This window comes from Salinispora pacifica CNR114 (assembly GCF_000514775.1).
Classification (GTDB): Bacteria; Actinomycetota; Actinomycetes; order Mycobacteriales; family Micromonosporaceae; genus Micromonospora; species Micromonospora pacifica.
In genome coordinates, this window is the sequence record NZ_AZWO01000008.1 from 120,063 (window position 1) to 144,779 (window position 24,717).

A 24,717-nucleotide genomic window follows, 5' to 3' on the forward strand; every position below is an offset into this window, starting at 1 on the left:
CGGCGCCACCGACCGGTAACCCAGAGGTGGAAGGAGCCGCGCCGTGGCCCTGGATCCGCAGTTGCTGGATATTCTCGCCTGCCCGGACACACATCACGCCCCACTCGACTATGACGCCGGGGCGCAGACGCTCACCTGTACCGAGTGCGGCCGGATCTTCGAGGTCCGCGACGATGTGCCGGTGCTCCTACTGGATGAGGCGCGCGGCGGCCCGGCGGAGCGGTCGTGATCGACGGTACGGCTGGCGTCAGTGGCCACCGGGACGTCGACGAGGCCCGGCTGGACGATCGGAACGCGCTCGCCGAGCGGGACCCCGGTGGGATGCTGCGGCATATCGCATCCGGTGGGGCACAGGTCCGCGAGTCGGCCGCCCTCGCCGCCGAGGCCAACCTGTCGGTGCTGGCCGACGAGGGCCGTCCGCGCGCGGTGGTGATCGCGGGCATCGGCACGGCCGGGCGGACCGGTGACGTGCTGGCGACGGTCGCCGGGCCACGTTGCCCGGTGCCGGTGATCCCACATCGCAGTGCCGGCGTGCCCGGCTGGGTGGGCGCCGCCGATGTGGTGATCGCGGTCAGCGCCTCCGGCCGTAGCCCGGAGGCGCTCGGTGCGGCCGAGGCGGCTCACCGGCGGGGTGCCCGCCTGGTCGCGGTCGGTGCCCCGGATTCCCGGCTACAGTCGGTCGCGGAGCGGGCCCGAGCGCCGTTCATCCCGGTACCCCGACGGGCCCCGGCACGAGCGAGTCTCTGGGCGCTGACCGTGCCGGTGCTGCTGGCTGCCCGGATGCTCGGTCTGGTCAAGGTCAACGAGGCGGATCTGGCGGAGACCGCCGCCCGCCTGGACGCCGAGGCTGACCGGTGTCGGCCGTCCGCAGAGTCTTTCGTCAATCCGGCCAAGTCCCTCGCGCTGGGTCTGGCCGGCTCGATTCCGATCGTCTGGGGGTCGTCGCCCCTGGCCACCGTCGCGGCCCGCCGCTTCGGCGACACGCTTTCGGCGAATGCCCGGTACCCGGTTGTCTCCGGGGCGCTCGGCGAGGCCGGGCGCGGCCGGGTCGGCCTACTCGACGGGGTCTTCGGCGGGTTGGTTGAGGGAGAACGGGACATCTTCGCCGATCCTGACCTGACGGCGGCGGTGGGGACTCGGCTGCGGCTGGTGCTGCTGCGCGACGGCGGTCTCAACCCGGAAGACGACGCCGACGAGCCGCTCGCGGTGGAGGAGCGGCGTGCCGACGCGGTCCAGACCCTCGCCGAGCGGCGGGGGGTGCGCGTTGACGTGATCACCGCCGAAGGCGGATCGGCGCTGGAACGGCTCGCCTCGCTGGTCGCGGTGCCAGACTTCGCCTCGATCTATCTCGCCCTGGCGCACGGACTGGATCCGATGGCCGTTCCCGCGGTCACCGAAATGAAGGAATTGGCCAATCAGTGAGCGTAGGTAGGGTCGCCACGGCCCAGCGAAGCGGGGCCGGGACGTGAGCGCCGGTGGCGGGACCCGGGCAATCATCGCCGCGCTGTTGGCCAACACGGGTATCGCGGTAACAAAGTTCGTCGCATTCCTGCTGACCGGCTCGTCGTCGATGTTGGCCGAATCGATCCACTCGGTCGCGGACGCCGGCAATCAGGGCCTGCTGCTGCTCGGCGGGCGGCGGGCAAAGCGTGCCGCCACCCCACAGCACCCGTTCGGGTACGGCCGGGAACGCTACATCTATGCGTTCATCGTGGCCATCGTGCTGTTCAGCGTTGGTGGTCTTTTCGCTCTGTACGAGGCGTACCACAAGTGGTCGCACCCGGAGGGTATCGAAAGCTGGCAGTGGGTTCCGGTCGTTGTCCTGGTGAGCGCTATCGTCATGGAGACGTTCTCCTTTCGGACCGCGATCCAGGAATCGAACCGGGTCCGGGGAAAGCAGTCCTGGGTGCGGTTCGTCCGGCGGGCGAAGGCGCCCGAGCTGCCGGTGGTGCTCCTGGAGGACCTGGGTGCGCTGGTCGGTCTGATCTTCGCGCTCTTCGGGGTCGGCATGACCCTGGTCACCAACGATGGCCGGTGGGACGCCGCCGGTACCGCGATGATCGGTGTCCTGCTGGTGGTGATCGCGGTCATCCTCGCCATCGAGACCAAGAGCCTGCTCCTCGGCGAGGGCGCCGAGGAGCATGAGGTCCAGGCAATCGAGCAGGCGATGACCGCCGGTCGCGAGGTGGAGCGAATCATCCACATGAAGACGCTCTATCTCGGCCCCGAGGAGCTCATGGTGGCGGCGAAGATCGCCGTTACCGCGGTCGGCAGTGCCGAGGAGCTGGCTCGGGATATCAACGCGGTGGAGGCAAGGGTCCGCGCCGCCGTGCCGATCGCTCGCGTGATCTATCTGGAGCCGGACGTCTTTGTCGCGTCTGGTGTTGAGCGGACCGTAAGTGAACCCGGCGAGAACGTCGGGCTGTCTGGGGGTTGACCCATGGAATTGTTGTACGGGCCGATCCGAAACTATGCCTGGGGCTCTCGCTCGGCGATCGCCACCCTTCAGGGGCGGCCCACGCCGAGTCCGGAGCCGGAGGCGGAGCTGTGGTTGGGTGCGCATCCCGGCGCACCGGCCAGCGTGGACCGGGACGGGGCCCGGGTCAGTCTGGTCGAGTTGTTGTCGGCCGAACCGGGGCACTGGCTGGGCCAGCAGGTCGTTGATCGGTTCGGCGTTCGGCTGCCGTTCCTGCTCAAGGTCCTCGCCGCCGACGCGCCGCTCAGTCTTCAGGCTCATCCCGATCCGGAGCAGGCCCACGCCGGCCACGCCGCTGATGCCGCCCGGGAGGCGGGGCAGCGCAACTACGTTGACCCGTTCCACAAGCCGGAGCTGCTGGTGGCGCTGACCCCGATGGAGGCGCTCTGCGGGTTCCGCGCTCCGGCGGAGTCCGCGGAGGTGCTCGCCGCCTTCGGCGTACCGTCGCTGGATCCGGTGGTGGCCGCCCTGCGGACGGGCGCGGCGGGTCTCGCCGACGCGGTGCGTCTCCTGCTGACCTTCCCCACCGAGCAGCGTGCTGGGCTGGTGGCGGCGGTGGCGTCGGCGGCGTTGGACACTCCGGACGCGCGGCTGGCCCGGTCGCTCGCCGACAGCTACCCGGGTGATCCCGGTGTGCTGGTGGCGCTGCTGCTCAACTGGGTGCGGATCGCGCCGGGGGAGGCGATCTGGATGCCGGCCGGGAACCTGCACGCGTACCTGCGCGGCACCGGCGTGGAGATCATGGCGGCGAGCGACAACGTGCTGCGCGGGGGGCTGACGCCGAAGCGGATCGACGTCGATGAACTGTTGCGGGTACTGCGGTTCGAGGTGTTGGACGATCCGGTGGTGCGGGCGGTGCCGGTCGCGCCGGGTGTGGTCTGCTGGCCGGTACCGGTGGACGACTTCGCGTTGCACCAGGTCCAGGTGGGCTCGGATCGGGCGGAGGTTACGGTGCCGCTGGTCGGGCCGCGGGTGGTGCTCTGCAGTGCCGGCGCCCTCATCGTGGACGACGGTGCCGGGTCGGTGGAGCTGGGGCCGGGGCAGGCCGCGGTGAGCCCGGCTGCCGCCGGTGACCTGCGGATCGCGGGTACGGGTGAGGCGTACGTGGCGAGCTCTGGGTTGCGCTGAGCTTTACCCCCAACAACTCACAAGTCCGATTTTTCCGGAATAGCTTGACTTGTCGGGGATGGCGGTGCGACTCTTTGAGCGCAGCGTTCTCGCGACGACGGTCGCGGGGCGTGTGGGGAACCAAACCGGGGGGATGTGCGGGGCGGTCGGACCAGGGGCGGAGCGTTCGTCCCGGGGCCGGCCGCCTCGTGCGCTGTCCGGGGAGGGGCGCGGTCGGCCGGTACGCGCGCGTAAGGTGTTTATCGCGCTGCACATCGTCGACAGGAGTACTTCATGACCAGCACCCTTCCGGCGTCCGCCAGCGGGACGTCCCAGCCCACCACCGTCTCCGACGGTGACTACAAGGTTGCGGACCTGTCGCTTGCTGAGTTTGGGCGCAAGGAGATTCGGCTCGCCGAGCATGAGATGCCGGGGCTGATGGCGCTTCGGCAGGAGTTTGGGCAGTCGCGGCCGTTGGCTGGTGCGCGGATTTCGGGTTCACTGCACATGACGGTGCAGACGGCCGTGTTGATCGAGACGTTGGTCGTGTTGGGAGCACGGGTCCGATGGGCGTCGTGCAACATCTTCTCCACCCAGGATCATGCCGCTGCCGCGGTGGTGGTGGGTCCGGAGGGCTCCGTGGAGGCGCCGGCGGGTGTGCCGGTCTTCGCCTGGAAGGGCGAGTCGCTGGAGGAGTACTGGTGGTGCACCGAGCAGGCGTTGACCTGGCCGGGTGACGAGGGTCCGAACATGATCCTCGACGACGGTGGCGACGCCACGCTGCTGGTGCACAAGGGCGTGGAGTTCGAGCGGGCCGGTGCGGTGCCGGCGGCGGGCGCCAATGACAGTGAAGAATTCACCATGGTCCTGGACCTGCTGCGTCGGTCGCTGGAGCGCGACAGCGGAAAGTGGACCCGGTTGGCGAGCGGCATCCGTGGCGTGACGGAGGAGACGACCACGGGTGTGCATCGCCTGTATGAGATGCACCGGGCGGGCTCACTGCTGTTCCCGGCGATCAATGTCAATGACGCGGTGACGAAGAGCAAGTTCGACAACCGGTACGGGTGTCGGCATTCGTTGGTCGACGGGATCAACCGGGCCACCGATGTGTTGATCGGTGGCAAGGTCGCGGTGGTCATCGGCTACGGCGACGTGGGTAAGGGGTGCGCGGAATCGCTGCGCGGCCAGGGAGCCCGCGTGGTGGTGGCTGAGATCGACCCGATCTGTGCGCTCCAGGCGGCGATGGATGGTTACCAGGTCGCCACGGTGGAAGACGTGGTGGAGACCGCCGATATCTTCATCACGGCGACCGGTTGCTTCGATGTGATTACCAACGAGCACATGGCGCGGATGAAGCACCAGGCGATCGTCGGTAACATCGGGCACTTCGACAATGAGATCGACATGGCGGGGCTGGCGCGTCGGACGGATGTGACGCGAGAGAACATCAAGCCGCAGGTGGATGTGTGGCGGTTCGATGACGGGCACGCGGTGATCGTGCTCTCGGAGGGGCGGCTGCTGAACCTGGGCAATGCGACCGGCCACCCGTCGTTCGTGATGTCCAACAGCTTCGCCGACCAGACGATCGCTCAGATCGAGCTGTTCACGAAGACCGACGAGTACCCGACGGGCGTGTACGTGCTGCCGAAGCACCTGGACGAGAAGGTCGCGCGGCTGCACCTGGACGCGCTGGGTGCGCGGCTGTCAACGTTGACGAAGGAGCAGGCGGCGTACCTCGGGGTGCAGCAGGAGGGTCCGTTCAAGCCGGACCACTACCGCTACTGAGGCGCGACGCCCGGCACGGTTAATTATCTCGTGTGTTGGCCGGCCCCCGCCCGACCGGGCGGGGGCCGGCCAGCCCGGGGCGGCCGCTGCTCTCGCCGCCTCCCGGGCGGGCTCGGCTACCCGCCGCCAGCCGGGTGAGCACCGGGATTACACGTTCGGTACTGGCGTCGGTGGGCGCATCCAGGGATCATGGTGGCAGGCTGGTCCGATCAGCCGACCGCGCGGCCGACGGTGACGTCCGGGCCGCAGGGTGCTGGGTAACGGCGGCCGACGGCATCGGTGCCAGCGGACGTGGATCCCGCCACGGAGGCGGACGTGGATCCCATGACGGAGATGGGGATGGAAGATTAATCCCATGAGAGCTCGGGTACTGGTGGTTGACGACGACCCCGCCCTCGCCGAGATGCTGGGCATTGTCCTGCGCAGCGAGGGCTTCCTGCCTTCGTTCGTTGCCGACGGCGAACGTGCCCTGGCTGCGTTCCGGGAGAACCGGCCGGACATCGTGCTGCTCGACCTCATGCTGCCGGGCATGAGTGGCATTGACGTGGCCCGGTCGATCCGGGGTGAGTCGGGTGTACCGATCGTCATGCTGACTGCCAAGAGCGACACGGTTGATGTCGTCCTGGGGTTGGAGTCCGGGGCGGACGACTACGTGGTGAAGCCCTTCAAGCCGAAGGAACTGGTGGCCCGGATGCGGGCCCGGCTACGCCGGGGCGAGGATGCCGCCCCCGAACTGCTCACCATTGGTCCCCCGGGCAACCAGATCACCATTGACGTGCCGGCGCATACCGTAAGCCGGAACGGCGAGGAGGTGAAGCTGACGCCGTTGGAGTTCGACCTACTGGTCGCGCTCGCCCGCAAGCCACGGCAGGTCTTCACCCGGGAGGTCTTGTTGGAGCAGGTCTGGGGATACCGGCACGCTGCCGACACCCGCCTGGTCAACGTGCATGTCCAGCGGCTCCGGGCCAAGATCGAGCCAGATCCGGAGCGCCCGGAAATCATCCTCACCGTGCGCGGCGTGGGCTACAAGGCGGGTACCGGATAACCTGGCCACACTGTGGCCAACTCCCTGGTTTCCGACCCCACCACGAACGGCTCCCCGCGCCGCCTCGGCGCCGGGGAGCTGTGGCGTGCCGTGGGCGGGTGGGGTGCCCGGCTGGCCAGCGGGCTGCACCAGGGCTGGCGGCGCTCGTTGCAGGTGCGGGTGGTAACCATCACGCTCCTCGCCTCCAGCCTGCTGGTTGGTGGCTTCGCCTACCTCATCGCAGACAAGATCACTAACATCCTGCTGGAGAACGCCGAAGCCGATGTGCAGGACCGGCTGAACAGCGGTGCGGCGTACGCGGCCAAACAGCTCGGGCTCTACCACAAGCCAGAAGAGGCGCAGTTCCAGGAGACCGTTGACGGGACGGTGAACTACCTGGCCGGCGGCGGCCCCCAGCAGGCGACCGGGGTGGTGGTCGCCCTGATCGCGGACAACGCCGAGGGAGTGATCCAACCCCGAACCGCCCCGGCGGTGAACAACTTCGGTTCGTTGATCAGCCCGGAGCTGCGCGCCACCGTCGCCGCGGGTGAGGTCGCCAGTCAGATCAGCACCGGCCGACTCGGTGAGACCGATACGAAGTATCTGGCCTACGGCTCGCCGGTGCCGACCCAGTTCGGTCAGGTCGAGCTCTACTACCTCGTTCCGTTGACCCGGCAGGACGAGACCGCCGCCGACGCCCGGGCGACCGTGGTCGGGACCGGTGTCGCCCTGGTAGTGCTGCTTGGGCTGCTCGCCGCCCTGGTGACCCGGCTGGTGGTGACGCCGGTCCGGGTGGCCGCCCGGACCGCGCAACGCCTCTCCGCCGGCCTGCTCGACCAGCGGATGGCGGTAAACGGCGAGGACGATCTGGCGCTGCTCGCCGAGTCCTTCAACCAGATGGCGACCAACCTGCAACGGCAGATCCTCCGGTTGGAGGAGATGTCGCGGCTGCAACGCCGCTTCACCTCGGATGTCTCGCACGAGCTGCGGACTCCGTTGACCACGGTCCGGATGGCCGCAGACCTGATCTTCGCTGAGCGGGATGAGTTCGACCCGGCCGTGGCCCGGAGCGCCGAGTTGCTCCAGACGGAGCTGGACCGGTTCGAGGAACTGCTGACCGACCTGCTGGAGATCAGTCGATTCGACGCCGGCTTCGCCGCGCTGGACGCCGAACCCACCGACCTGGTGCCGGTCGTACACCGGGTGGTGGGTCGGCTGGCCGGCCTCGCCGAGCGGGTCGGGGTCACTGTCGAGCTGGATCTGCCGGGTAACCCGGTCATCGCCGAGGTCGACCCGCGTCGCGTCGAGCGGGTGCTGCGGAACCTGGTCGGCAACGCCGTCGAGCACGGCGAGGGTAAACCGGTGCGCATCACCCTGGGAGTGGACGACACCGCGGTGGCGGTCACTGTGCGCGACCGTGGGTTGGGGCTCAAACCCGGGGAGGAGAAGTTGATTTTCAACCGGTTCTGGCGGGCCGACCCGTCGCGGGCCCGACAGACCGGGGGCACCGGGTTGGGCCTGTCGATCAGCCTGGAGGACGCTCGGCTGCACCGCGGGTGGCTGGAGGCGTGGGGCGCGCCAGGGCAGGGGGCCCAGTTCCGGCTCACCCTGCCGGCGCGGGCCGGCGACCGGCTGACCTCCTCGCCGCTGCGACTGGTTCCCGCCGACGTGCGGCTGCCGTGTGGTGGCCCACGCGAGGGCGGCCTGCTCGCCATTGGTCCGGGCAGCGCGGGGGCGCTGGCGGTCGGTCCCGCACCGACCGATGGCGCGGAGGCCCGGCCGTGAGCCGCCAGGTGCTCGCCGGCCTACTCGGTGGCGTTCTCCTCGTCACCGCGGCCGGTTGCGGGATCCCGGGGGAGACCGAGGTGCGCATCGAGGGCCCCGGTCCGGCGGCCGAGACGGGCGCGAGCAGCGGGGGCAGGCACGAGCCGCCGTCTCGTACCGCGGCCGACCGCCGGGAAGAGTTCGTCGACAACTTCCTCGCCGCCGCAGCCGGGGAGCCGGGTGGGGCGTACGACCGGGTTAGTGAGTTCGTCGTTCCCGAGGATCGAGCCCGGTTGCCGCGGAAAGAGGGGAGCGAGGTCGCGCTGACCGTGGTGCGGCTGCTGGAGGAGCCGGTGATCGTCCCCGGGCCGGAGGAGATCCAGGTCACCCTCACGGTGCAGCAGGTCGGGCAGCTGACCGCCGACGGGGTGCTGGCGCCACCGGAGGCCACCCCGGCGACGTACGAATTCGGCCTGCGCCCGTTCGCGCCGGAGGGTGGGGACGACGTTGAGTGGTATGTGACGAATCCACCGAACGTGCTCCTGCTCAGCATCGAGGCGCTGCAGCAGTACTACACGCCCTGGACGATCTACTTCTGGAGTTCGGACCGGCTGCGCCTGGTGCCGGACCAGCGCTATCTGGCGCGCGCCGTGCCCGAGGACCGGCTGGTCAGCGAGGTCGTTCGGTGGCTGGTCGGTGGCCACTCCACCTGGCTGAAGCGGGCGATCAGCGGGTTGCCAGACGGTACCAATTTGATCAACAACGCCACCCGGACGGACGACCGCTGGGAGGTCAACCTCGACATGGCCGGTACGGACAGAACCTGGCTGAATCTGCTCGCCACCCAGCTTGTGTGGTCGCTGCCGGAGCTGACCGGGCAGCTCGAGCTGAAGATCCGCAACCAGTCGCAGGTGATCATCAAGGATGTGGGGGAGCACCGGAGGCTGAATCCGGTGTATCAGGTCAACCCCATCGCGGAGCCCTTCTGCGTCTACGAGGGGGCGATCCGATCCCTCGGCCCGACAGCTGAGCCGGTGACGACGGACGCGAACGACAAGGTGCTCTCGGCCGGTATCAGCTACTCCGGGCAACGCATCCTCGCGGCACTCGCGGTTGATGCCGGGGACGGGCGGCAGCGACTCGCGGTCGAGGTCGGATCCGCCCCCCTCACCTCGTTCACCGTGAGTCAGGAGACGTTCCAGACGGTGGCTCGTCCGGTCTGGCTGCGTTCGGCGCAACCGCAGCGGCCGGTTGGCCTGGTCGTCGCCGATGGCCAGCTGTACCGCTTTGACGAGGCGGCCAAGCTGGAGCCGGTGCAGCTGAGCCTCGGGGGCGTGACAGCGGTGGCCGGTGCCCTGGAGGGACATCGACTCGCGATCGTCAGCGAAGGTGAGCTCTACCTGGCCGCGGTGAGCCACGATGGGGACACCCTCGCCGTCGGGCCGCCCCGCCGGACCCACACCTCCCTCAGCGGGCTCACCGCAGTCGACTGGTACGGCGAGAACAGTCTGGTGGTGGCCGGTTCGAAGGGCGGCAAACGAGTGCTCTACGAGGTCGGAGTGGATGGGTCCCGGGAGACCAAGCTGCATGTCACCGGCGCCATCGTGACGCATCTGGCGGCGTACCCGGCGCATCCGGAGGCCCCGTACGGCATGGTGATGTATGAGGCCAACGATGTGGCGTACCAGGGCTTTCCGTTCAAGCGGATCACCCCGGACCAGGTACGGGACCTCACGCCGAACGACGCGCAGACCAGCGACCCGTCCGCGCCCCTCCTGCTCTTCTGATCAGTGATGCGGGGCCTCGGTCAAGTCGTCCAGGACCTCGGCGCACTGGTGCTGCCGGTGGAGTGCGCCGGATGTCGGGACCGGCGACCCGGGCTGCGGCACGGTGTCTGCCCGGAGTGCGTCGCGGCGCTGGGCGACCTGCGTCCGCGGCCGGTACGCCCGACACCGGCTCCGGAGGGGCTGCCGCCCTGCGTGGCACTCGGCCCCTACACGGGCCCGCTGCGCGAGGTGCTGCTCGCCTACAAGGACCATGGCCGGCACGGGCTGGCTCGGCCGTTGGGCGCGCTGCTCGCCGAGGTGGTGGCGGTCGCGGTCGGCCCGGTGCGCCCGGTGTTGTTGGTGCCGGTGCCCGACACCCCGGCTGCGGCGCGGGCCCGGTACGGCGATCACCTCAGCCGGTTGGCCCGGCACTGCGCGGACCGGTTGCGGCGGGCCGGCTGGCCGGTCGAGGTCCGTTCCGCGGTGCGGGCGCTGCCCCGGCCGGACTCGGTGACGTTGGACAGCGCGGGCCGGGCGGCGTCGGCCGCCGCGGCGTTTCGGACCCGGCGCCGGTGGCGGCCGATGTCGGCGGGTGCGGCGCTGGTTGTCGTGGACGACATCGTCACCACCGGCTCGACGCTCGCCGCGGTGAGCCGGGTGCTGACCGCGACTGGCCGGGTGCCCTCGGTTGCGGCGGTGCTTGCGGCGACCGAGCGGAGGCGCCGGTAACCGGCCGTAATTTTCTTCTCCCCTGGTGAACGATTCACGAAAAATCCTGGACTGTCCTGAAAACCAGGGGTGACGGTCGGCCGAACAGGAGTTAGCGTTCTGCTGTCGGGGGAAGTAGGAGTTCTCCCACCTCCCGGCGGTGAAGGGAGGCGTAGCCGCACTGACCGGTCGACGCTGAGAGTGGGACCGTCCCGAGGGCGCGACCGGGGTACCGCAGTAACGACCATCCGAACGAGGGAGGTCACGTGGACATCGTGGTCAAGGGCCGGAACGTCGAAGTTCCAGATCATTTCCGGGTGCACGTAGCGGAGAAGCTCGCCAAGATCGAACGCTACGATCACAAGATCATCCGGGTCGATGTCGAGCTGTTCCATGAGCGCAATCCGCGTCAGGCGGACCACTGCCAGCGGGTGGAGATCACCTGCGTTTCGCGGGGCCCGGTGATGCGGGCCGAGGCGGGCACGAGCGACTTCTACAGCGCGCTCGACGCGGCCATTGCCCGACTGGACGCCCGGATGCGCCGGGCGGCCGACCGCCGTCGGGTCCACCACGGCCGGCACGCCCCCATCTCCGTCGCCGCCGCCACCGCCGGCCTTCCGGTGACCGACCTCGTCGCCGGGCCCCTGTCCGCCGACGCCGCCACGTCGACGGCGGTTGCCGAGCGGGCCGAGGAGGAGCGCGACGACCAGCCGTGGCACATCGCCCGGGAGAAGGTCCACCCTGCCGAGCCGATGACCATTGACGATGCCCTGTTCCAGATGGAGCTGGTCGGGCACGACTTCTACCTGTTCCAGGACAAAGAGTCCGGGCGGCCCAGCGTCGTCTATCGGCGGCATGCCTACGACTACGGGATCATCTCCCTGGCCGTCTGACGCCCCAGGTCCGGGCCGAGCGCACCGGTGACCGGCCCGGGCCCGGGCCGGTCACCGGCTCAGCGTGCTCCGGTTGCCCTGGGTCAGGTCACCCGGGAGCAGGCCGAAGAGCGTGCTGTCCCGCCGCGGCCCGTCGCCGGCGGGGAAGCGCCCGCGTACCCGGCCCTCCCGGTGGAACCCGGCCCGTTCCAACACCCGCTCCGAGGCGATATTGCCGGCGTGGGTGTCCGCCCAGATCCGGCCGAGTTGGACCTCGGTGAATCCCCACTCGGCGAGCAGCCGGACCGCACGGCTGGCGTACCCGAGTCCGCGCCAGGCCGGCAGCAGGCCGTAGCCGACCATGCCCTGTCGGAACTGCGGATGGTCCAGGACCAGTTGGCAGATGCCGGCGGTGGCCCCGCTGCTCGCGTCGATGATGACCAGGTTCGCGACCTGGTCCCGCAGCCATTGGGACTGCACCTCCCGGCAGTTCCGTTCGATGTCCGCCCGCCGCGGCGGCTCCGGCGGCACCAGGACGGCGACCGTCTCGGGCTGGGTGTGCAGGTGGTACATGGCCTTCGCGTGCTGCGGGCCGCGCGGCCGGAGCTCCACCACGCCGTCGGTGAGCCGGCCGTCGGGTAGGTCCGGCAGCAACCGCGGAGTCGGCCCCGGGGGGTCGTCGGCGAGCCGCGCCCAGGTGAGGAGATCAGCCCGCTCGCCGTCCCGGCCGCGGCTCGCCAACCGGCGTACGCCCTCGGGGCGGAAGCCGGCGGCCAGCGCCACCCGCTGGCTGGCGATGTTCTCCGGGACGGTGAGGAGCTCCAGCCGACGGATCCCGCTGGCGAACGCCCGGTCGGCGAGGGTCTGGGTCGCCGCAGTGGCGACGCCGCGTCCCCGCGCCCACGGGGCGACCCAGTAACCGATCGCCGCCTCCTGGCGGCTGGGGGCCGGGTCGTTCAACCCGACCGTGCCGAGGAGCCGATCCGTTTCGCGATCCGTGATGGCGTACGCGGCCCCACCGCCGGCCCAGGCCGCGGGCGCCCCTTGGGTGATCCACCACCGGGCGTCCGCCTCGGTGTACGGCGACGGCAGCGCTGGCAGGAACTGCTGGACCAGCGGGTCGGAGCAGGCGGCCACGGTGTCGGGGATGTCCCCGAGGTGGGGCAGACGCAGCCTGATCCCGGGCCCGTCGATGGTCTCCGGGGTCATGCCGCCTCCGGCCCGGGCGCGGTGTCGATCGGTCCGGACCCGGTCTCGATCCGCCCCGGCCCGGTCTCGGTTCCGGCCGGCCGCGCCGCGGGGAGGTCTCCCTCCAGGTCATTGATCTCGATTCGTCTCACCCGAGTCATCGTGCCGGACCGTTCGCCCACGGCGTAACCGGATTAGTCCGCCCGCTCGAACCGAGTGCGTTATGTCCGCTTCGGCGGAGTGGACCCCGCCACCAGTGACCATCGCCGCGATGGAGCGCCTACGATGGGTCGAGACTGTCTAGGGGAGCGTTGATCCGTGTCGATTCTGGAAAAGGTCCTCCGTGCGGGCGAGGGGCGCCTGGTGCGCCGGCTCAAGGCGATCGCCGCCGCCGTCAACTCCATCGAGGACGACTACGTCAACCTCACCGACGACGAGCTGCGGGAGATGACCGCGCAGTTCCGGGAGCGGCTGGCGGACGGCGAGACCCTCGATGACCTGTTGCCCGAGGCCTTCGCGGTCTGTCGCGAGGGCGCAGCCCGCGTGCTTGGTCAGCGCCCGTACGACGTCCAGGTGATGGGTGGCGCGGCGCTGCACTTCGGCAACATCGCCGAGATGAAGACCGGTGAGGGGAAGACCCTCACCTCGGTCATGCCGGTCTACCTCAACGCGCTCTCCGGCGAGGGCGTGCACGTGATCACGGTCAACGACTACCTGGCCGAGCGGGACGCCGCTTGGATGGGCCGGGTACACGAGTTCCTCGGGCTCACCGTCGGCGTCGTGTTGCCCAACCGGCCCGCCGCGGAGCACCGCGCCGCCTACGAGTGCGACATCACCTACGGCACCAACAATGAGTTCGGCTTCGACTACCTGCGCGACAACATGGCGTGGTCGAAGGAGGACCTGGTCCAGCGGGGCCACAACTTCGCCGTCGTGGACGAGGTCGACTCGATCCTGATCGACGAGGCCCGCACCCCGCTGATCATTTCCGGCCCGGCCGAACACTCCGCCCGCTGGTACGGCGAGTTCGCCGCGGTGGTCGCCCGCCTCCAGGCGGGCAAGGAGGGTGAGGGCGACTACGAGGTCGACCGGGCCAAGCGCACGGTCGCGGTGACGGAGCGGGGAGTCGGCAAGGTCGAGGACCGGCTCGGCATCGACAACCTCTACGAGTCGGTCAACACGCCGCTGGTCGGTTACCTGAACAACGCGATCAAGGCGAAGGAGCTCTTCAAGCGGGACAAGGACTACATCGTCAGCGAGGGCGAGGTCCTGATCGTTGACGAGTTCACCGGCCGCATCCTGCACGGGCGCCGCTACAACGAGGGCATGCACCAGGCGATCGAGGCCAAGGAGGGGGTGGAGATCAAGCAGGAGAACCAGACCCTGGCCACCATCACCCTCCAGAACTACTTCCGTCTCTACGCGAAGCTCGCCGGGATGACCGGTACCGCCCAGACCGAGGCGGGCGAGTTCAACAAGGTCTACAAGGTCGGGGTGGTGACCATCCCCACACACCGGCCGATGGTCCGGGAGGACCGCTCCGACGTCATCTACAAGACCGAGAAGGCCAAGTTCAACGCGGTCGTCGAAGACATCGTCGAACGGCACCAGGCCGGTCAGCCGGTGCTTGTCGGCACGGTCTCGGTGGAGAATTCCGAAATTCTCTCCCAGCTCCTACGCCATCGGGGCATTCCACATTCGGTGCTGAACGCGAAGTTCCACGCGCGCGAGGCGGAGATCGTGGCCCAGGCGGGGCGTAAGGGTGCGGTCACCGTCGCCACCAACATGGCCGGCCGCGGCACCGACATCCTGCTCGGCGGTAACCCAGAGTTCCTCGCCGCCAACGAGCTGCGCCAGCGTGGGCTCGACCCGGCCGAGCACGAGGAGGAGTACGCCAAGGCGATGGAGGAGGTCCTGCCCACCTGGAAGCAGGCCTGCGACGCCGAGGCGGAAGAGGTCTCCGCCGCCGGCGGCCTCTACGTACTGGGCACTGAGCGGCACGAGTCCCGGCGCATCGACAACCAGCTGCGCGGTCGGTCGGGTCGCCAGGGCGACCCGGGTGAGTCCCGTTTCTACCTGTCGCTGCAGGACGAGTTGATGAAGCGCTTCCGTTCCGGCGCCGTCGAGGCGGTCATGGAGCGCTTCAACATCCCGGAGGACGTGCCCATCGAGTCCAAGATGGTCACCCGCCAGATCAAGACCGCGCAGGCGCAGATCGAGTCCCAGAACGCCGAGATCCGCAAGAACGTCCTCAAGTACGACGAGGTCATGAACAAGCAGCGGCAGGTCATCTACGCTGAGCGGCTTCGGGTGCTCAACGGCGAGGACCTGTCGGACCAGGTCCGGAACATGATCGACGATGTCGTCGAGGCGTACGTCCGGGGCGCCACCGCCGAGGGCTACGCCGAGGACTGGGATTTCGAGCAGCTCTGGTCCAGCCTCAAGCAGCTCTACCCGGTGGGCATCACCATCGAGGAGCTGGAGGAGGAGGCCGGCGGAAGCCGGGCGAGCATCGATGTCGACTTCCTGCTCAGCCGGCTCAAGGAGGACGCGCACGCCGCGTACGGCCGGCGCGAGGAGCAGCTCGGCACGGAGGGTGTCCGCCAGCTGGAGCGGATGGTCCTGCTTCAGGTGATCGACCGCAAGTGGCGTGAGCACCTCTACGAGATGGACTACCTCCAGGAGGGCATCAGTCTTCGGGCCTACGCTCAGCGGGACCCGGTGGTGGAGTACCAGCGCGAGGGCTTCGACATGTTCGCCACCATGATGGATGGCATCAAGGAGGAGACGGTCGGCTTCCTCTACAACCTGGAGGTGCAGGTCCAGGAGCCGGAGCCGGCGGCAGACGAGGTCAAGCTCCTGGAGAAGCCGGTCGAGGTTCGGGCCAAGGGTCTCGGTCGTGCGCCACAGCAGCAGGGCCTGCAATACTCCGCGCCGACCATCGACGGGGAAGCCGGGCGCGGCTCGGTCGCCGTCGAGCAGGCCGACGAGCCGGCGCCGCGGAAGGGCCGGCCCGCCAGGACGGCTCCGGCCGCCCCCGGGCAGAGCGCACCCACCGCCCCACAACGGCCGGGCAGCGGTACGCCTGGCCACGCGGTCGCCGCTGGCACTGCCCGCCGGGCGGCACCTGGGCAGGCCGAGGGCGGCAACGGTCCGTCGCGAAACGCGCCGTGTCCGTGTGGCTCGGGCCGTAAGTACAAGCGCTGTCACGGCTCGCCCAACGGCGGCGCCTGACCGACCTGTGAAAAGGTGCGCACGCAACGCGTGCGCACCTTTTCACAGCACGTTGAGCGCGGTGCAGAGCCAGCTGCCGCGGCGCTGTTCGAGGCGGATCGCCATCGCCCAGGTCCTGCCGGCTGGCCCGGCCAGCACGGCGGCCGCCTCGACGGCCGCGGCTCGTGGCTCGCATACCCGCAGCCGGCGGAGGCGCGTGCCGGGCCGGGTGGAGCGGCGTCGCACCGGCCCCGCGCGGGCGGTGGCGCGGGTCAACTCGGCCGCCAGCTCGGCAGCCCGGCTTGGATCGAGTAGTCGGCGCAGTTGGCTGTGGGGTCGATAGCCGTTGATCACCTCCAGGCAGGTGGTGACGAACCGATGCGCGACCCGGGTCGCCTCCGGGGTGGCGGTGGCCAGCGCTGTGGCGGGCATTCGGGTCGGTGCGCGTCGGGGCCGGGCTGGGCCCGGACCGGCCCCGGGACCTGGGTTGGGCGAGCGGGGCAGCGGGCCTGGGCCTAGCCGAAACAGGTCGAGCGCGAGTTGGCCGTCGATCGGCCAGTGGGCGGGGTCGTCCTCAACGCAGGGCGGGTCGATGGACGGGGCCGGGCGAAGTCGGACGGGGGGACGAGTCGGCTCGGGGCGGCGGACAGCAGACATCCCAGCCCTCCAAATCCTTGTGTTTGCCTTCGTTTGCCTACGGCAGCCACGATTCTGGAGGACGAAAGAGGGGATGGTCAATGCCTGTGGATGAGGGGCGACGGCGGGCTACTCAGGCTCACGTTCGGCGAGCGGGTTGTCGCGAACCCACTCGGCGGTCTCCGTGTACTTGTGGTTGATGTACTCCTCCAGCCGGGTACGCTCCACCCGCCACTGACCACGTCCGCCGATCTTGATCGCGGGCAGCTCACCGCTGCGTACCATGTGGTAGACCTGCGAGTCCGACACATTCAGCTCGGCGGCGACCTCGGACAGCAGCAGGAACCTCGGCTCCGCCACGCACACTCCCGGAGTTGGCTACGTTTGCCTTAGTTTGCCACCAGCAGTCTCCCGAAGGCAGTGGGGTCCACCGCCCCACCGAGAGTGCGTCCGGAAACACACCGGGAACCCGACTTTCGTCGAGTCGGTCCGGGGTGTATGACGGTCACGGCGTACGGCATGACCGGCGCCCCAGACCGGCATCCGCCGGTGGAGCTGAACCCAGGGAGAACCGGTGACCAATGAGCATGTCCGGGTGTACGTCCCGGCGACCGTGCCGATGCTGACCCTGCTGCGGACCGCGGGGCTCCCCGCGGCCTCCGCGCACGCGGTCACCCCGGCGCTGCGCGAGTGGTACGCCGAGGGGGACGAGGAGGAGCTGGAGTACGTCGCGTTCACCCGGGCTGCCCAGGACGCGCTCCAACTCCTGCTGGCCGACGAGGAGGCGCCACGCCGCCGGGTCGTCGTCTCGGCTGATCTGCCCGCGGCGACGGTCGGACCGGGTGACGCGGACTCGGGAGCCAGCACGGTCGAGCTGGCCGGCCCGGTGCCCGTGGGGGCGGTGGCCGCCATTCACGTGGACGGGGTGGACGCGGTCAAGGATGTTGCCGCTGCGGCCCGGGTGGTGACCGATGCGCTCGGTGGTGATCCAGACGCGCAGTTCACCGTTGACGGCGCCGAAGACCATGAACTGGAGTGGTACGACCGCACGGAGCTGGACCAGCTTCTCGAACTGAGCTAGCCCAGCCGCTCGACCTGGTTGGCCGCACCCGATCCGACCCGGCTGACGCCGAACGCCTTCCGGTTGGAGCGGGGCTATGCCCCATCCGGTTCCTCCTCGTCCAGCGGGGCCGGTCCGAGGGTGCGGCCGAAGGCAATCATCGCGGTCAGCGCGCCGACGAAGAGCACCCAGATCCCGTTGTCCACCCGTGAGGTGCCGAGAGCGGTCTGTGCCACGGCGTCCGCCTCGCTGAGCGCGCCAGCCAGGTCGAGCAGGCGCCGCCCGCCGACGCGCAGGATCACCTCGGCGACGAGTAGCAGCAGGCCGGGCCCGGCTCCGGCGATCAGGTAGGCCGGCCAGCGCAGAGTGTGCGGATCATTGCGGTGCGTCGCCGCTCGGCGTCGGGACCAGGTCAGGTAGCCGAAGGCCAACAGCCCCGCCACCAGACCGGCGAGCAGGGATTCGGTGCGGGAGACCCACTTCGCGGCGTTGAGCAGCGACTCCTGGGTCTCGCCGGCGCCGAAGAGGTCGAAGAGCGGGTCCCGGGCCCAGCTGAACGCCACGACGAAGACGAGCGTGCCGAGACCGGCGGCCACCACCGCGCCGATCACCGGGGCCGTCCGCGTCGCGGCGATGCCCCCGCCGATGATGGCGGCGGCGGCGGTGGTGCCGGCGATCACGTTGGTGGTGGCCGTGTCGGCGTAGGTCAGGTTGATGGCGAAGGCGGCGGCGAGCCCGATCAGCAGCCCGCTGGCGACCGCCATGACAAAGCGCAGGGTGGCCCGGTCCCGACCCCGATGGGCGAGCAACTCCGCTCCGAACAGCGCGAAGGCGGTGCCGGCGACGAGCGCGGCAGAGATCACTCCGGGTAGGGCGAAGGCGGAGAGGCTGATCGCGGTGACTCCGGCCGCCGCCGAGTCGATCACCGCGCGGGTCGACCAGAGCATGGCGGTCAGCCAGCCGAGCGCCAGCGGGCCGAGCATCGGCGCGCCGGGGGCGAGGAGGCCGGCCCTTGCCGGCGCCGTTGGCGTGCCGGTCGCGAGCGGGCTCGCTGCGGTCGGGTGCTCCGGGCTCGCTTCGTCCTGGTACTCCGAGCCTGCTCCGTCCGCGTCCGAGCTTGTCTCGTCCGGGTCCGGGCTCGCCTGCGTCGGCTCCGTGGTGGCGGAGTCGCCGGGCTGCTTCGTCATCGTTGTCCCTTCGACCGGCATTCGGCCTGCGGCGCGGCCGGTGGTTCACCGGCCCACCAGGGTACGCGTCCGTCGTCGTCGGCCCGGGATCCGTGTCGGTCGGTGCGCGGAGAGTTGGGTGGTGGGGAAAGGGGCCCAAACGTGGGAGTATCAGTCGAGGTCCCGCCGCCGTGTCTGGCCCCTGCGGCCCCGGTGTCTGGCGTCCGGCCACCCGGCCGACGCTCTGCGGGTCCGCTACCCCCGCTGCCCCGAACGCCCAGGAGTTTTGTGATGGACGCCGTCTTCTCCGTGCCCGAGCCCCGCAACGAGCCGGTACGCCCCTACGAGCCGGGGGACACCGACCGGGATCGGCTGCAACGGCGGCTGGTCGAGCTGGCCAGCGACCGGATCGACCTGCCGATGACCATCGCGGGCGAGCAACGGATGGCCGGCGGTGCCTCGATCGACGTGGTGCAGCCCCACCGACACGCGCACGTGCTGGGTGTCACCGGCCATGCCACCCACGACGACGCGCGGGCCGCGGTGCAGGCCGCCAAGGACGCGGCGCCTGACTGGCGGGCGTTGCCGTTCGCAGAGCGGGCGGCGATCTTCCTGCGCGCCGCTGAGCTGCTCGCCGGGCCCTGGCGGGACACGCTGAACGCCGCCACAATGCTCGGCCAGTCGAAGACCGCGTTCCAGGCGGAGATCGACGCGGCCTGTGAATTCATCGACTTCCTTCGGTTCAACGTCCACTTCGCGCGCCGGCTCCTCGCCGAACAGCCCCTCTCCTCGTCCGGCACCTGGAACCGGTTCGACCACCGTCCGCTCGAGGGCTTCGTCTACGCGATCACCCCGTTCAACTTCACCGCGATCGCCGGCAACCTACCCACGGCGCCGGCCCTGCTCGGCAACACGGTGGTCTGGAAGCCGGCCCCCACCCAGCAGTTCGCCGCGCACTTCACGATGCGGCTCTTCGAGGCGGCGGGCCTGCCTCCCGGCGTGATCAACATGGTCACCGGGCGCGGCGAGGAGGTTTCCGACGTGGTGCTGACCGATCCCGACCTGGCCGGCATCCATTTCACCGGCTCCACCAAGGTCTTCCAGCAGCTCTGGCGAACCGTCGGCGAGGAGATCGCCAACTACCGGACCTACCCGCGCCTGGTCGGCGAGACCGGCGGCAAGGACTTCGTGGTCGCCCACCCCAGCGCTGATCCGGACGCGCTGCACACCGCCCTGATCCGCGGCGCGTACGAGTACCAGGGTCAGAAGTGCTCCGCGGCCTCCCGCGCGTACATCCCGCGGTCGTTGTGGGCAGGTGGGCTGCGGGACCGGCTCGCTGCCACCGCGGAGGCGCTCACCTACGGCGACGTCACCGACTTCAGTAACTTCGGTGGCGCCGTCATCGACGCCAAGGCGTACGCGCGGCACACCGCCGCCCTGAAGTTGATCTCAGGGGATGACTCGTGCCAGGTCGTCGCCGGCGGCACCGCCGACGACTCGGTCGGCTACTTCGTCCGGCCGACGCTCTTCGAGTGCACCGACGCCGCGCACGAAACCTTCACCACCGAGTACTTTGGGCCGATCCTCGGCGTGCACGTCTTCGACGACGCTCGCTTCGACGAGGTGGTCACCCAGGCCGAGTCGATCGCGCCGTACGCGTTGACCGGCGCCATTTTCGCAACCGACCGGCAGGTGGTCGACCGGGTCGCCGAGCGGATGCGGTATGCGGCCGGCAACTTCTACATCAACGACAAGCCCACCGGTGCGGTGGTCGGTCAGCAGCCGTTCGGCGGCGCTCGCGCCAGTGGCACCAACGATAAGGCCGGCTCCTGGCAGAACCTGGTCCGATGGATGTCCCCTCGTACGATCAAAGAAACCTTCGTCCCGCCGACCGACCACACCTATCCCCACATGCGCTAACCAGAAGGACCCCTTCGCTACGTCGACCGCCCGGCTTGGGGGAGGGGTCCTTTCATCCACTCCATATCGATAGACAGTGCACATAGGAAGCCCTTACGGGTGGCGAAAAGGTGAAATCCTGGACGCCGCGACTGCAAAGTGGCAGCGTGGGAGTCATGGCGGATTCCGGAGTCAATCCCACGGCGGCGGCCCTGCTCGGGCTGCTTCACGAGGGCCCGATGACAGGTGGTCAACTGATGGCCGCCGCCGAGCGCCGATTGGCGCCGTACTGGTCAATGACCCGCAGCCAGGTCTACCGAGAGCTGCCCGTGCTGGCCGAAAAGGGGCTGGTGCGGCTCGGTAAACCAGGGCCGCGGATGAGTCAGCCGTATGCGATCACCGCTGCGGGTAAACGGACCTTCTCCCGATGGCTGACGGAGGAGCCCGGTCGGGACACCATTCGAAACCCGATCGCGCTGCGGTTCGCCTTCGGGAACCTGCACTCGGCCAGCCAGCTCAAGAACCTTCAGACAGCTGCGAACGAGTACCACACCGAGGCCTTGGCCCGGGTTCGGGAGCAGGTAAAGAATGCGAAGAAGGAAGGCGAGACGTACGACGCCAGCGCCTTGGAGTTCGCCGTCGCCTACCACAAGGCCGCCCTGTCCTGGCTCAAGTCCGCCCAGGTCGGCTGACCCGGCGGTTGCCCCCGGGCCTGGGCGCAGGTGGCCCCAGGTCCGGAAGACTCTGCCCCGGATCTGGCCGGCCCGGAGAAAGACCCGCCTCGGCCGCGGGGTGGCTGTGGCGTGGGCTGCGGGGCCGCCGGCTCGCGCCTGCACGCGGGGCTCGTTTCCGCTGCGCCTGCGCCCGCAAGCTTGCCCCTGCTCCCGCAAGCTCGCTCCTCGCCCGCGCTGGGTTTGTTCGGCGCAGGCTGCGGGGCTCGCAAGCTCGCTCCTCGCCCGCGCTGGGTTTGTTCGGCGCAGGCTGCGGGGCTCGCAAGCTCGCTCCTCGCCCGCGCTGGGTTTGTTCGGCGCAGGCTGCGGGGCTCGCAAGCTCGCTCCTCGCCCGCGCAGTAGTCTTGTCTGTCGTGACCGATGCCGACTACGCCGAACAGCTCAAGGACCTCGACGCCACTCTTCGCAACATCGAGTCGGTGCTCGACATCGACCGGCTGCGGGCGGACAAGGCCCGTCTGGAGGAGGCCGCCTCCGCCCCCGACCTCTGGGACGACCAGGCCCGGGCGCAACAGGTCACCTCACAGCTGTCGTACGTGAATGGGGAGATCAACAAGCTCGCGGAGCTTCGTTCTCGCCTCGAAGACGCCAAGGTGCTGCTGGAACTGGCCGAGGCGGAGTCCGACCCGGGTGCCTTCGCCGAGGTCGAGACGGAGGTTGCCGGGCTGGCCAAGGCCATCGACGAGATGGAGGTCCGCACCCTGCTCTCCGGTGAGTACGACTCCCGGGAGGCGCTGGTGGCGATCCGCGCCGGTGCCGGCGGCGTGGACGCGGCGGACTTCGCCGAGATGCTGCTGCGGATGTACCTGCGCTGGGCCGAGCGGCACGGCTACCCCACCGAGGTCTACGAGACCTCCTACGCCGAGGAGGCCGGGCTCAAGTCGGCCACCTTCACGGTCAAGGTGCCGTACGCGTACGGCACGCTCAGCGTCGAGTCGGGTACCCACCGGCTGGTCCGGATCAGCCCCTTCGACAATCAGGGCCGGCGGCAGACCAGCTTCGCCGGGGTCGAGGTGCTCCCGGTGGTGGAACAGACCGATCACATCGACATTCCCGAGAACGAGATGCGCTTTGATGTCTACCGGTCGTCCGGCCCCGGCGGGCAGAGCGTGAACACGACCGACTCGGCGGTGCGGATCACCCACATACCGACCGGCATCGTGGTCACCTGTCAGAACGAGAAGTCCCAGCTGCAGAACAAGGCGTCCGCGCTGCGCGTCCTCCAGGCCCGACTCTTGGAGCGGAAGCGCCAAGAGGAGCAGGCCAAGCTCCAGGGCCTGAAGACCGACGCCGCCGGCTCCTGGGGTGACCAGATGCGTTCGTACGTCCTGCATCCGTACCAGATGGTGAAGGACCTTCGAACGGAGCAGGAGACCGGGACACCCTCCGCGGTCTTCGATGGCGAGTTGGACGCCTTCATTGAGGCCGGTATCCGGTGGCGAAAGCAACAGCAGCTTGCTGATGACAAAGCGTGACCGATCATGGGCGCAGCGCACCATCGAAAATCGTGAGTGCTGGCAGATCGACGACGTGCCCGGAATTTGAGGGGCGCGGGATTTGGCACATCTGTTACACCGCGTAGACTCACGACCCGTGATTCAGCTTGAGCAAGTGACGAAGACGTACCCGAAGGCGTCCCGGCCTTCGCTCGACAACGTGTCCGTCGCGATCGAGAAGGGCGAGTTCGTCTTCTTCATCGGCCCATCCGGCTCCGGCAAGTCCACCATCATCAAGATGCTGCTACACGAGGTTGCGCCCAATAAGGGACGGATCGTCGTGAACGGCAAGGATGTCACGTCGATGCGCTCCTGGAAGCGGCCCGCCTTCCGGCGCTCGATCGGCTGCGTGTTCCAGGACTTCCGGCTGCTACCGAACCGCACCGCCTACGAGAACGTGGCGTTCGCGCTCGAGGTGATCGGCAAAACCAAGGCGGTTGCCCGCCGGGTGGTACCGGAGGTGCTGGAGCTGGTCGGGCTGGGTGGCAAGGAGCACCGCTACCCGCAGGAGCTCTCCGGTGGTGAGCAGCAGCGGGTGGCGGTCGCGCGAGCGTTCGTGAACCGTCCGCTGATCCTGCTCGCGGACGAGCCGACCGGAAACCTCGACCCGGACACCTCCATCGAGATCATGCGTTTGTTGGACCGGATCAACCGCACCGGTACGACCGTCGTGATGGTCACCCACGACTCGAACATCGTGAACCAGATGCGCCGCCGGGTCATCGAGATTGAGAGCGGCCGGATCGTCCGCGACCAGGCTCGCGGCGTCTACGGGTGAGCCGGCGCTCCACCTCGACTGACGACCACCACCTGCCGGAGACGCGGAGGAATCTTCGATGCGCTTGAAATACGTCCTGTCCGAGGTCCTGGTCGGACTGTGGCGCAACGTGACCATGACCATCGCAATGATCATTACGATGGCGGTCTCGCTGACCATGCTCGGCGCGAGCGGTCTGATCTACGTCAAGGTCGCCGAGATGAAGGAGCTGTACTTCGAGAACATCGAGGTCTCGATCTTCCTGGAGACCGAGGTCACCGAGGAACAGAAGACAGCGATCCAGGCCAAGCTGGATGCCGACCCGCTGATCGAGAGCGTCACGTACGTCAACAAAGAAGAGGCGTACGAGATTGTCGAGGAGATCTTTCGGGACTCCCCGGACCTGCTCAGTGCGATCGGTCCGGAGGTGCTGCCGGAGTCGTACCGGCTGAAGCTGGTGAACCCGCAGGAGTACCAGGCGATCGGGGAGCAGTACGCCGAGATTGAGGGCGTCGACCAGGTGATCGACAAGTCCAGCGTACTCGACAAGATCTTCAAACTCTTCTCCGCCGGTCAGAATATCGCCCTCGTCGCGGCGATCGCGATGGCTGTCGCCGCCCTGCTCCTGGTCGCCAACACGATCCAGGTCGCCGCCTACAGCAAGCGGCGCGAGGTCGCGGTGATGAAGCTCGTCGGCGCGTCGAACTGGTTCATCCAGGCGCCCTTCGTCCTGGAAGCCGTGGTCGCCGGCCTGATCGGATCCCTACTCGGCCTCGGCGCCCTCGCCGGGCTGAAGGTCTTCCTCTTCGACGGCGCACTGCGCGCCCTCCAGGGGCTCTTCGCACCGGTCAGCTGGGGTGAGGTGCTGCTGGCCTTCCCCCTGATGGCCGCCGTCGGAGCTCTGATCAGCGCGATCACCGCCTGGGTCACGCTCCGCTTCTACCTGCGGGTCTAGTGCCCGCCGGGCGGCCGCTGGGGCCGCCCGCGCACCCTGTCGGCCAAGGGCTCCCCCGCACCGGAAATAATCGGCGCGGGGGAGCCCTTGTCCTCCGGTAGGATGATCGCCGCT

At 69.2% G+C, this 24,717-nt stretch carries 22 protein-coding genes; 17 read left to right on the top strand and 5 right to left on the bottom strand.

The window, feature by feature from the left end:
• Positions 1-43: 43 nt before the first annotated feature.
• The 10 genes from B118_RS0107185 (at position 44) to hpf (ending at position 11,523) form a co-directional block, all read left to right on the top strand.
• Positions 44-229: a Trm112 family protein gene (locus tag B118_RS0107185; protein WP_018221035.1), complete on the top strand. Its 186-nt coding sequence runs from the start codon at positions 44-46 to the stop codon at positions 227-229.
• Positions 226-1,422: an SIS domain-containing protein gene (locus B118_RS0107190; RefSeq protein ID WP_018810785.1), complete on the top strand. Its 1,197-nt coding sequence runs from the start codon at positions 226-228 to the stop codon at positions 1,420-1,422. The genes B118_RS0107185 and B118_RS0107190 overlap by 4 nt, the downstream gene beginning before the upstream one ends.
• A gap of 43 nt (positions 1,423-1,465) precedes the next feature.
• Positions 1,466-2,437 carry a cation diffusion facilitator family transporter gene (locus B118_RS0107195; protein ID WP_018221033.1) on the top strand — a complete coding sequence of 324 codons (972 nt, stop codon included), beginning with the start codon at positions 1,466-1,468 and terminating at the stop codon, positions 2,435-2,437.
• 3 nt (positions 2,438-2,440) lie between these two features.
• A complete protein-coding gene (gene manA, locus B118_RS0107200; RefSeq protein WP_028192561.1) occupies positions 2,441-3,604 on the top strand; it encodes a mannose-6-phosphate isomerase, class I in 1,164 nt (387 codons plus the stop codon).
• Between the two features lie 273 nt (positions 3,605-3,877).
• On the top strand, positions 3,878-5,368 hold the full coding sequence (ahcY, locus tag B118_RS0107205) for an adenosylhomocysteinase (protein WP_018810787.1): 1,491 nt from the start codon (positions 3,878-3,880) through the stop codon (positions 5,366-5,368).
• A 355-nt stretch (positions 5,369-5,723) separates the two neighbouring features.
• Entirely contained in the window at positions 5,724-6,413 is a 690-nt protein-coding gene (mtrA, locus tag B118_RS0107210) for an MtrAB system response regulator MtrA (RefSeq protein ID WP_011904877.1), read from the top strand.
• Between the two features lie 12 nt (positions 6,414-6,425).
• Positions 6,426-8,177, top strand: a complete 1,752-nt coding sequence (gene mtrB / locus B118_RS0107215) for an MtrAB system histidine kinase MtrB (protein WP_018221030.1) — start codon at positions 6,426-6,428, stop codon at positions 8,175-8,177.
• Entirely contained in the window at positions 8,174-9,943 is a 1,770-nt protein-coding gene (locus B118_RS0107220; RefSeq protein WP_018221029.1) for an LpqB family beta-propeller domain-containing protein, read from the top strand. Before mtrB ends, B118_RS0107220 begins: the two co-directional genes overlap by 4 nt.
• A 6-nt stretch (positions 9,944-9,949) precedes the next feature.
• Positions 9,950-10,651, top strand: a complete 702-nt coding sequence (locus B118_RS0107225) for a ComF family protein (RefSeq protein ID WP_018221028.1) — start codon at positions 9,950-9,952, stop codon at positions 10,649-10,651.
• A 245-nt stretch (positions 10,652-10,896) separates the two neighbouring features.
• Positions 10,897-11,523 (top strand): ribosome hibernation-promoting factor, HPF/YfiA family, encoded by a 627-nt coding sequence (hpf, locus tag B118_RS0107230; RefSeq protein ID WP_018221027.1) that lies wholly within the window; start codon positions 10,897-10,899, stop codon positions 11,521-11,523.
• Positions 11,524-11,574: 51 nt separating this feature from the next.
• Here hpf and B118_RS0107235 read toward each other — a convergent pair whose 3' ends face one another.
• Positions 11,575-12,711 carry a GNAT family N-acetyltransferase gene (locus B118_RS0107235; protein ID WP_028192562.1) on the bottom strand — a complete coding sequence of 379 codons (1,137 nt, stop codon included), beginning with the start codon at positions 12,709-12,711 and terminating at the stop codon, positions 11,575-11,577.
• The gene (locus B118_RS33405; protein ID WP_272945074.1) at positions 12,708-12,842 is read right to left on the bottom strand and encodes a hypothetical protein; all 135 of its coding nucleotides are present in this window, start codon (positions 12,840-12,842) and stop codon (positions 12,708-12,710) included. Before B118_RS33405 ends, B118_RS0107235 begins: the two co-directional genes overlap by 4 nt.
• 166 nt (positions 12,843-13,008) lie before the next feature.
• On the opposite strand from B118_RS33405, the gene secA reads away from it, so the two are divergent.
• Complete coding sequence (secA, locus tag B118_RS0107245; RefSeq protein WP_018221024.1) at positions 13,009-15,924, top strand: preprotein translocase subunit SecA; 2,916 nt, start codon at positions 13,009-13,011, stop codon at positions 15,922-15,924.
• 42 nt (positions 15,925-15,966) lie between these two features.
• Here the strand turns inward: secA and B118_RS0107250 are convergent, their stop codons facing one another.
• Both B118_RS0107250 and B118_RS0107255 read right to left on the bottom strand, forming a co-directional pair.
• On the bottom strand, positions 15,967-16,560 hold the full coding sequence (locus B118_RS0107250) for an Rv3235 family protein (RefSeq protein WP_026270583.1): 594 nt from the start codon (positions 16,558-16,560) through the stop codon (positions 15,967-15,969).
• A gap of 108 nt (positions 16,561-16,668) precedes the next feature.
• Complete coding sequence (locus tag B118_RS0107255) at positions 16,669-16,899, bottom strand: helix-turn-helix domain-containing protein (protein WP_018810795.1); 231 nt, start codon at positions 16,897-16,899, stop codon at positions 16,669-16,671.
• 214 nt (positions 16,900-17,113) lie between these two features.
• Here B118_RS0107255 and B118_RS0107260 point away from each other — a divergent pair, with 214 nt between their 5' ends.
• Positions 17,114-17,620, top strand: coding sequence for a DUF6912 family protein (locus B118_RS0107260; protein ID WP_028192563.1), 507 nt, complete (start codon positions 17,114-17,116; stop codon positions 17,618-17,620).
• 74 nt (positions 17,621-17,694) lie between these two features.
• On the opposite strand, the gene B118_RS0107265 is transcribed toward B118_RS0107260, so the two are convergent.
• Positions 17,695-18,786 (bottom strand): hypothetical protein, encoded by a 1,092-nt coding sequence (locus tag B118_RS0107265; RefSeq protein WP_028192564.1) that lies wholly within the window; start codon positions 18,784-18,786, stop codon positions 17,695-17,697.
• A gap of 270 nt (positions 18,787-19,056) precedes the next feature.
• On the opposite strand from B118_RS0107265, the gene pruA reads away from it, so the two are divergent.
• The 5 genes from pruA to ftsX all read left to right on the top strand — a co-directional run bounded on the left by pruA (position 19,057) and on the right by ftsX (position 24,603).
• Positions 19,057-20,685 carry an L-glutamate gamma-semialdehyde dehydrogenase gene (gene pruA / locus B118_RS0107270; RefSeq protein ID WP_018221019.1) on the top strand — a complete coding sequence of 543 codons (1,629 nt, stop codon included), beginning with the start codon at positions 19,057-19,059 and terminating at the stop codon, positions 20,683-20,685.
• A gap of 155 nt (positions 20,686-20,840) precedes the next feature.
• On the top strand, positions 20,841-21,356 hold the full coding sequence (locus tag B118_RS0107275) for a PadR family transcriptional regulator (protein ID WP_018221018.1): 516 nt from the start codon (positions 20,841-20,843) through the stop codon (positions 21,354-21,356).
• A 392-nt stretch (positions 21,357-21,748) separates the two neighbouring features.
• Positions 21,749-22,870, top strand: coding sequence for a peptide chain release factor 2 (prfB, locus tag B118_RS0107280; protein ID WP_018221017.1), 1,122 nt, complete (start codon positions 21,749-21,751; stop codon positions 22,868-22,870).
• A 118-nt stretch (positions 22,871-22,988) separates the two neighbouring features.
• Entirely contained in the window at positions 22,989-23,669 is a 681-nt protein-coding gene (ftsE, locus tag B118_RS0107285; RefSeq protein ID WP_018721072.1) for a cell division ATP-binding protein FtsE, read from the top strand.
• Positions 23,670-23,727: 58 nt separating this feature from the next.
• Positions 23,728-24,603: a permease-like cell division protein FtsX gene (ftsX, locus tag B118_RS0107290; protein WP_018221015.1), complete on the top strand. Its 876-nt coding sequence runs from the start codon at positions 23,728-23,730 to the stop codon at positions 24,601-24,603.
• Positions 24,604-24,717: the final 114 nt, after the last annotated feature.

What these genes read in the sequence shown, in the direction of transcription:
- ahcY (WP_018810787.1), top strand. Translation starts at nt 3,878, where the DNA reads ATGACCAGCACCCTTCCGGCGTCCGCCAGCGGGACGTCCCAGCCCACC.
- manA (WP_028192561.1), top strand. Translation starts at nt 2,441, where the DNA reads ATGGAATTGTTGTACGGGCCGATCCGAAACTATGCCTGGGGCTCTCGC.
- B118_RS0107275 (WP_018221018.1), top strand. Translation starts at nt 20,841, where the DNA reads ATGGCGGATTCCGGAGTCAATCCCACGGCGGCGGCCCTGCTCGGGCTG.
- mtrA (WP_011904877.1), top strand. Translation starts at nt 5,724, where the DNA reads ATGAGAGCTCGGGTACTGGTGGTTGACGACGACCCCGCCCTCGCCGAG.
- B118_RS0107235 (WP_028192562.1), bottom strand. Translation starts at nt 12,711, where the DNA reads ATGACCCCGGAGACCATCGACGGGCCCGGGATCAGGCTGCGTCTGCCC.
- ftsX (WP_018221015.1), top strand. Translation starts at nt 23,728, where the DNA reads ATGCGCTTGAAATACGTCCTGTCCGAGGTCCTGGTCGGACTGTGGCGC.
- B118_RS0107250 (WP_026270583.1), bottom strand. Translation starts at nt 16,560, where the DNA reads ATGTCTGCTGTCCGCCGCCCCGAGCCGACTCGTCCCCCCGTCCGACTT.
- B118_RS0107265 (WP_028192564.1), bottom strand. Translation starts at nt 18,786, where the DNA reads ATGACGAAGCAGCCCGGCGACTCCGCCACCACGGAGCCGACGCAGGCG.
- B118_RS0107225 (WP_018221028.1), top strand. Translation starts at nt 9,950, where the DNA reads ATGCGGGGCCTCGGTCAAGTCGTCCAGGACCTCGGCGCACTGGTGCTG.
- pruA (WP_018221019.1), top strand. Translation starts at nt 19,057, where the DNA reads ATGGACGCCGTCTTCTCCGTGCCCGAGCCCCGCAACGAGCCGGTACGC.